Source organism: Sporocytophaga myxococcoides, from assembly GCF_000775915.1.
In the GTDB taxonomy this organism is placed as follows: Bacteria; Bacteroidota; Bacteroidia; order Cytophagales; family Cytophagaceae; genus Sporocytophaga; species Sporocytophaga myxococcoides_A.
The window spans coordinates 586632-595003 of sequence record NZ_BBLT01000003.1 but is presented as its reverse complement, the minus strand read 5'-3'; the positions used below and the strand labels follow the sequence as shown (position 1 = coordinate 595003).

Genomic DNA, 8372 nt, shown 5'->3' with positions numbered 1-8372 from the left:
TTCTTCCTAATTTTTCCCTTCCTTAAAGAAGGGAGTGCAAATGTATAGGGTCTACATTGAATTTCCAAATTTTCCCAGAAAAAAAGTTAACAAAAACACAACATTTTCGTATCAAACTTTTCAACAAAATGATTATCAACCCACCAACATTTCATTTAATTAAATTATTTTTTGGGCGCTTTATAAATCGGAACTGTACTGCAAGGTTCTCCATACATTAAACTTTGCACAAACGGCCTAAGCAATCTTGTAAGTTCACCATATGCAAACAAGGGAACTGGGAATTTACTACACCCTTTTATAATTACTTTTGCATCTTTATAAGCAGTAGCATCAATCTTTGATAAAGCTGATTGAAATAAAGCCTGCTCCAAATGCCCCAAATCTCCAAACACCACATGACTGGCATATGGTTCCATTTTTGAAATTAAAAGCATATATGCCCAAAATGGCACTATCGCATCTTCACTACAAATAATTGCCACATTTTTACCAGAATAAACTGACCAGTCGTTCTCCTTTACAAAGGCTCTAAACTCCTTTTCCCTTAAGATTAACCCCTGAAATAGATTATCTTTAATATCATAGATCACCCTTTCCCCCTGATCGTAGTAATCTTCCAGATTTATTAAAACCAAGTCGCTGTTAGCAACACGATTCACAATTTCATTTCCGAGATTTTCCATACATAATTATTTTGGTGTTGACCCTGTAGAGATAAAGTCCTTCAAATAAAACGGCTCAAAATAAGCTACATCTTCAAATTGCTTATCTGAAAATTTTTCTTCGGCAATTATTCCTACATATTCTGCCGAAGGATTTTCACTTTTCAGGAAAAACGCATTATCAGCATGTTTTACTATCGGTTCGAACTTCGCAGCTCCATCCCCCAAAAAGATAATTTCATTCGAACTTAAGAATTCTCCAAAAGAGGACTCGTTTAGTATAACAGCAGAAACAGGAGATATAGTTTCATTACTCTTATTATAGACAGCAGAATAAACCTCCAATCTCCGTGCATCAATCATAGGGCAGACCAAAGAATCCTTAAAATTGAATTTATTGACTTTTCTCGCCATCGCTGCAAGAGTATCCACTGAAATTAAAGGTTTTTCCAAAGCATAACAAAGTCCCTTAGCCGTCGACACCCCAATTCTAAGACCAGTATATGAACCCGGCCCCCTTGAAACTGCAATAGCATCAAGATCGGTCACTTTAAGTTCCAATCCACTCAACAAAAAAGAAATTGCCTGAGTAATCAACTTTGAATGAGACCTTTCTACCCTAAATTCATACACAGATAACAGGTCTCCATCTTTATGAACCGCAACAGAACAAACTTTAGTTGATGTTTCCAGACTTAAGATTAATGCCATTTGATATAATACTATGATTATAATTAAAGCCCCCATGGTTTAGAAGGGAAGAGAACACAAATATAACTAAATGGATTGATCATTATAAACCAGTGAGCTAAAAAGCAAAAATCAACAATTGTATATCGCTTGCTGATTAAATCCATAAGAATAAAAAAATGACCGGACAATCCTGCCCGGTCATTCTTTAATGTATTTGTAATAGTACTTAAGCGAATATTAACTACTTACCTTGTAAAAGCTTATTATACTCAACAGGGTTATTGAATATTCTGATAGCTGCAGTTACATCCTCATCATCATCGAATGATGCCTCCACTACACCTTTTTGAAGGTAAAACCTTGACACAATTTCTTCTTCCAGGTATTCTTTAATTTCATCTTTGAAAGTCATCAAATCCTTTTCCTTATTATGTGAAATCTGGGCCTTCAAAGATTCTACCTGTGGCTTGATTGCATCATAATATTTCTCCTTCTTAGAAAAATTCACCAAATCCTCAAGGGTGTTTTCAACTTTAGTTGAATAATCATATTCCTTATTAGCCAACCACTTTATGAAGTCCTGATATTCTGCATCTGACATCTCATATTCTTTAGCACCTTTTATCTTTTTATGATCCAACACATAAACTCCTGCATAATCGAATAAAAGACCTTTACTAATAAGACTAGAAGTGATCGGAGCAATAGTCCTGTCTCCTACCTCAATATCAGGGCTTATTCCTCCACCATCATAAACGGTTCTTCCATTTTTTGTTTTAAATGCAACTCTTAGTGAATCAGGAATTTTACCTACGCTCCCATCTTCATTTCTGTGACTATAATCAATTGCCTGAATGCATCTTCCGCTTGGTGTATAATATTTAGCAGTTGTAATTTTTAACTGACTATTATAAGTAAGAGGTCTCGTAGCCTGAACCAGGCCTTTCCCATATGTTCTTTCTCCAATAAGAATACCCCTGTCATAGTCCTGAATAACTCCTGATACAATTTCAGAAGCTGATGCACTCCTGCTTGAAGTCAAAACAACTAATGGCATTTCCGTATCTACCGGAGCATTTAAGGCGTTATAAATTTTATTCCACTCAGCAATTTTCCCCTTCGTTCTCACTATTTCTTTATCCTTAGGAATAAACAAGTTACTGATATTAATTGCCTCACTTAAAAGTCCGCCTGGATTATCTCTTAAATCAAGAATAATATTTTTAGCACCTTTTTCTTTTAATTCAACAAGTGCTTTTTTAACCTCTTTAGAAGCATTGCTAGTGAAGTCGGATAATTTAATATATCCGGTGTTATTGTTAACCATGCCATAATATGGCACATTGTCTATCTTAATTTTTTCTCTGGTAAGAACTACTTCAAATTTCTCAGGAACTCCAAGTCTTTTTACCACAACCTTAACTTGTGTATTAGACTGACCTTTTAACAACTTGCTGATATCAGAAGTAGCCTTACTTGTAACTTCGATTCCATCAACAGAAACAATTTCATCGCCAACCATAAGACCGGCCTTATGTGCGGGGAAACCCTCATAAGGCATTAATATAATAGGTCTTTCGTTTCTCTTACCAATCACTGCACCAATTCCACCATACTGGCCAGTAGTCATAGTTCTGAAATCTTCTATTTCATCTTCAGGAATATAATTGGTATATGGATCAAGGGACTCAAGCATTGCATCAATCCCCTTTTTCATTACCTGATTCGGATTGACTTCGTCGACATAATATGCATTTACTTCCTTAAACAGTGAGGCAAAAATGTCTATGTTCTTTGCTATTTCGAAATATTTATCGCCCGGTCGGTTAAAAGCTACAAGCGTTACGGAAGCAATGAGAACAATAAAAAAAGCAATTTTCTTTACGTTTTTCTTCATGTTTTTAGATAAGACTAAATAAAATGGTGGAGTTCAAGTAGACTTTAAACGATTGAGAATTAAAATTAGTTTTTTTTCAATGGTATCAAAGTCTAATTTATCTTTTCCAATATAAATTATTGCAAGATGCGATGGCATAACAATATCCGGCGAAGAAAAGATTCCCGATTTGTTCTTTCTGTAAGCTTCTTTTATTCTTCTTTTTAAAAGATTTCTGTCCACCGCCCTTTTAAAGCTTTTTTTGGGGACGCTAACAAGAATTTTAGGAGGAACACGATTATCCTTTTTGTCTGCGAGATAGACAATTTTAAAAGGATGCAAAAAATAAGAAGAACCTCTTTTAAAAAGTTCTTCTATAAACTTAATACTTTTAAGCCTTTCCTCTGAAGGCAGGGTTGCCTTCAATATACGACCATTATGCTCTCCATTCATAAAATGAAATGAAGATAGTAAAACATAAAGGTCAATATTTATTAACCTTTATGTCTTTTTTCGTCAGAAACAGTCAATTTCTTTCTGCCTCTCGCTCTTCTGCTAGCAAGGACTCTTCTTCCATTTGCAGTAGAGTTTCTTTCCATGAAACCGTGTTTGTTTCTTCTTTTTCTTACTGAAGGCTGAAACGTTCTTTTCATTTTGAATTACAATTAAAATTGGCCTGCAAAAATACAGATTGAAAACGGCAATACCAAATCGACCTGAAAAATTATTTAAACAATCTTCCATTTTTAAATAAAACAGACATTTTTAGATCTTCTAACACGACCAAACGTTAATTTAGCAGCTTAAAACATTAAAATCTATTGATGGAATATTTTATTTCTTATACTGAACCACACAAACACTTCATTACTGTAGAGCTTCATTTAGAAGGAATAAAATCCGACTTTATTAACTTACAAATTCCAGCATGGAGGCCCGGAAGATACGAACTACAGAATTACGCAAAGAATTTCCATCAGGTAAAAGCTTTTTCTAAGGGCACGTCCAAACCTCTTGAGGTAAAAAAGACAACTCGAAATAGCTGGAAAATAGTAACAAATGGAGAATCAGGTATTGTTTTCTCATTTCAATACTATTGTGCACAAATGGACGCAGGTGGTTGCTGGCTCGATGAGGACCAGCTATACCTAAACTTCATCTGCTGCCTACCTTATTTAGAAGAGAAAATTAATTCTGCTTGTGTCGCTCATTTAAATCTTCCGTCTAACTATCAGATTGCGTGTGGACTAAAAAAGAAAGGCTTCCAGCTTCTGGCAAAAGACTATTATGAATTAGTCGACAGTCCAATGCTCGCAAGCGCACAGTTGAAACACAAGCAATACACTATTGATTCGACCCAATTTCATATTTGGATTCAAGGTGAATGCCAACCGGACTGGCAATTAGTGCTTTCTGATTTTAAAAAATTTACAGAAGAGCAAATCAATAGTATGGGGGAATTTCCAGAAAAGGATTATCATTTTATATATCAGATATTACCTTATAAATACCACCATGGAGTAGAACATAGAAATTCCACCATTATTTGTCTGGGGCCAGGAGAGCAATTTAACTCCGAAGGTTTCTACAATGACTTTCTTAGTATTAGTTCTCATGAGCTATATCATGCATGGAACATCATTAAAATAAGGCCTGCAGAAATGCTTCCTTATAATTTTACGAAAGAAAATTATTTTAATTCCGGATTTATTGCAGAAGGCATCACAACATACTATGGCGATTATTTTCTTGTCCGCTCAAAGGCTTTCAACATCCAGCAATATTTTCATGAATTGAATCTTTTATTTAAAAGACATTTTGAAAATTTTGGAGATGCCTATATGTCTGTTGCTGATTCATCCTTTGACCTGTGGGTTGACGGATATGTTTCGGGAATTCCTAACAGAAAAGTTTCCATTTATGTAAAAGGGGCGATGATTGCTTTGCTTTTGGATCTCTTAATAAGAAAAGAAACTCATAATAAAAAGAGTCTTGATGATGTGATGAAACAGATGTGGAAGCTTCACGGTAAGATTTCAATAGGCTATACATCGGAAGACTTTCAGAAAATTATAGAAAATATTTCAGGTAAAAAGTTAAAGAACTTTTTCAATGATTTCATTTTCGGCACAAGACCAATAACTGATCCTCTCAGGAAGTTATTGAACTACGTGGGATGCCAGCTTCAGATCCAGGATGCAAAACATGAATCTGAAAAAATATTTGGTTTCCGGACAAGCACAAAAGAAGGGAGAACATTTGTCGACATTTTAGAACCAGATTCTCCAGGGGATAAGGTTCTGGCAAGAGAGGATGAAATCATTGCCATTGACGGGAACAATGTAAGCGGCAATCTTAATGATTTATTAAAAGGCAAAAAAACTTCTGAGTTAGTTATTCAGCGTTTCGGAAAAGTCAAGCAAATAATTCTACATGCTACCGGAACAAAAACTTATTTCAAACAATATAAAATTGTTAAAAATGAGGAATCGACAGAATTTGAGAAAAACAACTTTAAGAAATGGCTAAAGCACGAATTTTAAACAGGATCAAGCATTAAAAAACTTCATTGGTAATTAAATAATCAGAAGTTATAATAAAAAGATAGATTAAAGTGATTAATAGGATTTTCAATGGTAATTTCAATCTGTGTTAATAAATCCTATAAAAAGAAATTCCTTCTCAGCATAACCGGAAGGAATTTTTCTTTTATAATAATTATTAGCCTGCTAAAAATCCAATCCCTGAATATCTGCATTAATAACACCTGTGAAAAGCATTACAGCTTTTAAAGATTGCTCTGTAAGATAAACATCCTTAGGTAGCACATCCTGTATCTCTCCATTAATTTCCAAATCAGGATGAACTTTATTATGCGTTAAAAACTTTTGAATTTCTTTTTTGCTTTCAGCTAGATCCTTTTCAAAGCTATAGGTGAAGTATGGTTGAATTTTTTTAACAAAAAGCTGATGAGATAACCAGTCGGCGGATTTCAACAATTTATTCCTGGTATCGATGTCAAAATCAAGAGATTTAACGGAGATAACATTATTTGCAAGATCAAGATCAGGGAGCCCGGAGAGATAGATAGTACCATTAAGACTTCCTGATATATCCACCTTCACCACCAACCTCATTTCACTTCCATATAAATCTACATTTTCGATCTTAATTCTTTTCTTTCCATCCTTGAACTCATACACTTGACCGACGAGTCTTTTGCGGGCAAGTTCTGTAGCTTTATCAAAAGGAACTTCAGCATTGACAAGTAGCTTAAACTTACCATCATATTTTTTTTCCTCACGTTTATTTGGAAGAACAGACAAATAGTATTGAGGTTTAGAGCCTAAAAAAGTTTCGACGGATGCTTTCATTCCAATTGCCGTGCGAATAACCCCTCCTCTACCTTCAACAGGAGTCAGGAAAAGATCTTTTGGGGCTATTCTTACCCAAACTTCCGGATCTGAAGAAACAGCAATTGGTTTATGTAACTCTTCCCATGCACTTAGGACATATTTTCGTACGTCCAGATTCTTTTTAGCAAGCTCATCAATTAATACAGCTAGTTTATTCAGCTGTCCCTTAACAATTTTATCTGCAATAAAAGTAAGGGGAATATCAAGACCAATAAATTTCAAATCGGGTTCTTTTATCCATTGATGTTCTACCGCGTTTGTTTTCGGTGAGAAATTCCAAAAGGGATCAAGTGCAAAAAGAGTTTTAAACTTTAGTTTTAATGCGAAGTCTGTTTCTCCAGATTCATTAAAGGTTATCCCAAATTTATTGAAGCCATAACCAGCCTTGAGCCAAACCTTTACAGGAACAGTATATAAGATATAGGGACCATCAACATCAATCTTAATATTTTCAAACTTCCAGACTTTAACAAGAAGATTATCCTCATCATAATCTTTGTCTTCAAAGATTAAACCGTTGATCTCTTTATTAACTTTGGCTTCCAGGTCCTTCACCTTTAGCTCAAAAGGCAGGACGATTTCAGAAACCTCCGGAGGTATTATAACTTTCTCATAAGATTCAGTTGGGGCAGCCGTCTTTATTGTCTTACAAGAAAAAAGAAAAATCAGTATTCCCAAAGAAAAAGGGAATACTGTTTTGTAAAAAGATATATTAAATGACATTTATTACAAATAATTCTTTTACTCAAATTGGATTTCGAACTGAACAAGATCTACAAAATCCTGAATTCTTTCTTCCAGCTCTTTATCTGAGAGGTTTACAATTCTTTCCACACCAAATTTCTCAACACAGAAAGATGCAAGGCCTGAGCCATAAATGATTGCCCTTTTCATGTTTTCGAAAGAAGTGTCACCAGTACTTGCAATGTAACCAATAAATCCGCCGGCAAAGGTATCGCCGGCACCTGTTGGGTCAAACACTTCTTCAAGTGGTAATGCTGGTGCAAAGAAAACCTGTTCGTTGTTAAATAATAAAGCGCCATGTTCTCCCTTTTTAATGACAAGGACTTTAGGACCCATAGCCATAATTTTCTTGGCTGCTTTTACAAGAGAATATTCTTTTGAAAGCTGTCTAGCCTCTTCATCATTGATTGAAAGCACATCAACAAGACCCAGAGTTTCTTTAAGATCATCAAGAGCGATATCCATCCAGAAATTCATTGTATCCATCACAATAAGCTTTGGACGTTTTTTTAATCGTTTGATTAAAGTACTTTGAACTTTTGGAGCAAGATTGCCAAGCATCAGGTATTCACAGTCCTGATAGGATTCAGGAACAACAGGATCAAAGTCACCAAGTACATTCAGCTCAGTTACCAGGGTATCTCTGGAGTTCATATCATTATGATATTTACCTGACCAGAAGAAAGTTTTTTCACTTTCTTTGATCTGCAACCCCTTGGTATTGATACCATGATCTTCAAGCATCTTTATATCAGATTTAGGAAAGTCACCTCCTACCACCGCGATAAGGTTTACATTTTTTGTAAAATATGATGATGCAATAGAGATGTAGGTAGCTGCCCCTCCTACGATTTTATCTGTTTTACCAAACGGTGTCTCGATAGCATCAAATGCAACCGAACCGACAACTAGTAGACTCATTTCTTTAAGTTAAGATTTTTAAAAATTAGATTTAAAGGTAATCAAATATCGACCAAT

Annotated in this window: 8 protein-coding genes; 1 reads left to right on the top strand and 7 read right to left on the bottom strand. The window is 35.0% G+C overall.

From position 1 onward, the window contains the following. Positions 1-164: 164 nt before the first annotated feature. The 5 genes from MYP_RS10260 to rpmH form a co-directional block, all read right to left on the bottom strand. Complete coding sequence (locus MYP_RS10260) at positions 165-686, bottom strand: DUF2480 family protein (protein ID WP_045462426.1); 522 nt, start codon at positions 684-686, stop codon at positions 165-167. A gap of 6 nt (positions 687-692) precedes the next feature. Beyond that, positions 693-1376 (bottom strand): tRNA (adenosine(37)-N6)-threonylcarbamoyltransferase complex dimerization subunit type 1 TsaB, encoded by a 684-nt coding sequence (gene tsaB, locus MYP_RS10255; protein WP_045462669.1) that lies wholly within the window; start codon positions 1374-1376, stop codon positions 693-695. A gap of 223 nt (positions 1377-1599) precedes the next feature. After that, complete coding sequence (locus MYP_RS10250) at positions 1600-3255, bottom strand: S41 family peptidase (protein ID WP_045462423.1); 1656 nt, start codon at positions 3253-3255, stop codon at positions 1600-1602. A gap of 33 nt (positions 3256-3288) precedes the next feature. Then, positions 3289-3687, bottom strand: a complete 399-nt coding sequence (gene rnpA / locus MYP_RS10245) for a ribonuclease P protein component (RefSeq protein WP_045462419.1) — start codon at positions 3685-3687, stop codon at positions 3289-3291. A gap of 41 nt (positions 3688-3728) precedes the next feature. Then, positions 3729-3887: a 50S ribosomal protein L34 gene (gene rpmH, locus MYP_RS10240; protein ID WP_028978652.1), complete on the bottom strand. Its 159-nt coding sequence runs from the start codon at positions 3885-3887 to the stop codon at positions 3729-3731. A gap of 171 nt (positions 3888-4058) precedes the next feature. On the opposite strand from rpmH, the gene MYP_RS10235 reads away from it, so the two are divergent. Further along, positions 4059-5777 (top strand): M61 family metallopeptidase, encoded by a 1719-nt coding sequence (locus tag MYP_RS10235; protein WP_045462415.1) that lies wholly within the window; start codon positions 4059-4061, stop codon positions 5775-5777. Positions 5778-5963: 186 nt separating this feature from the next. Here MYP_RS10235 and MYP_RS10230 read toward each other — a convergent pair whose 3' ends face one another. Further along, positions 5964-7373, bottom strand: a complete 1410-nt coding sequence (locus tag MYP_RS10230; RefSeq protein ID WP_045462412.1) for a DUF4403 family protein — start codon at positions 7371-7373, stop codon at positions 5964-5966. A gap of 18 nt (positions 7374-7391) precedes the next feature. Beyond that, complete coding sequence (locus MYP_RS10225) at positions 7392-8315, bottom strand: PfkB family carbohydrate kinase (RefSeq protein ID WP_045462410.1); 924 nt, start codon at positions 8313-8315, stop codon at positions 7392-7394. Positions 8316-8372 lie beyond the last annotated feature (57 nt).

Bases quoted from the DNA above. Each gene is read 5' to 3' on its own strand.
- MYP_RS10230 (WP_045462412.1), bottom strand. From the start codon at position 7,373: ATGTCATTTAATATATCTTTTTACAAAACAGTATTCCCTTTTTCTTTG.
- rpmH (WP_028978652.1), bottom strand. From the start codon at position 3,887: ATGAAAAGAACGTTTCAGCCTTCAGTAAGAAAAAGAAGAAACAAACAC.
- MYP_RS10260 (WP_045462426.1), bottom strand. From the start codon at position 686: ATGGAAAATCTCGGAAATGAAATTGTGAATCGTGTTGCTAACAGCGAC.
- MYP_RS10250 (WP_045462423.1), bottom strand. From the start codon at position 3,255: ATGAAGAAAAACGTAAAGAAAATTGCTTTTTTTATTGTTCTCATTGCT.
- MYP_RS10225 (WP_045462410.1), bottom strand. From the start codon at position 8,315: ATGAGTCTACTAGTTGTCGGTTCGGTTGCATTTGATGCTATCGAGACA.
- MYP_RS10235 (WP_045462415.1), top strand. From the start codon at position 4,059: ATGGAATATTTTATTTCTTATACTGAACCACACAAACACTTCATTACT.
- rnpA (WP_045462419.1), bottom strand. From the start codon at position 3,687: ATGAATGGAGAGCATAATGGTCGTATATTGAAGGCAACCCTGCCTTCA.
- tsaB (WP_045462669.1), bottom strand. From the start codon at position 1,376: ATGGCATTAATCTTAAGTCTGGAAACATCAACTAAAGTTTGTTCTGTT.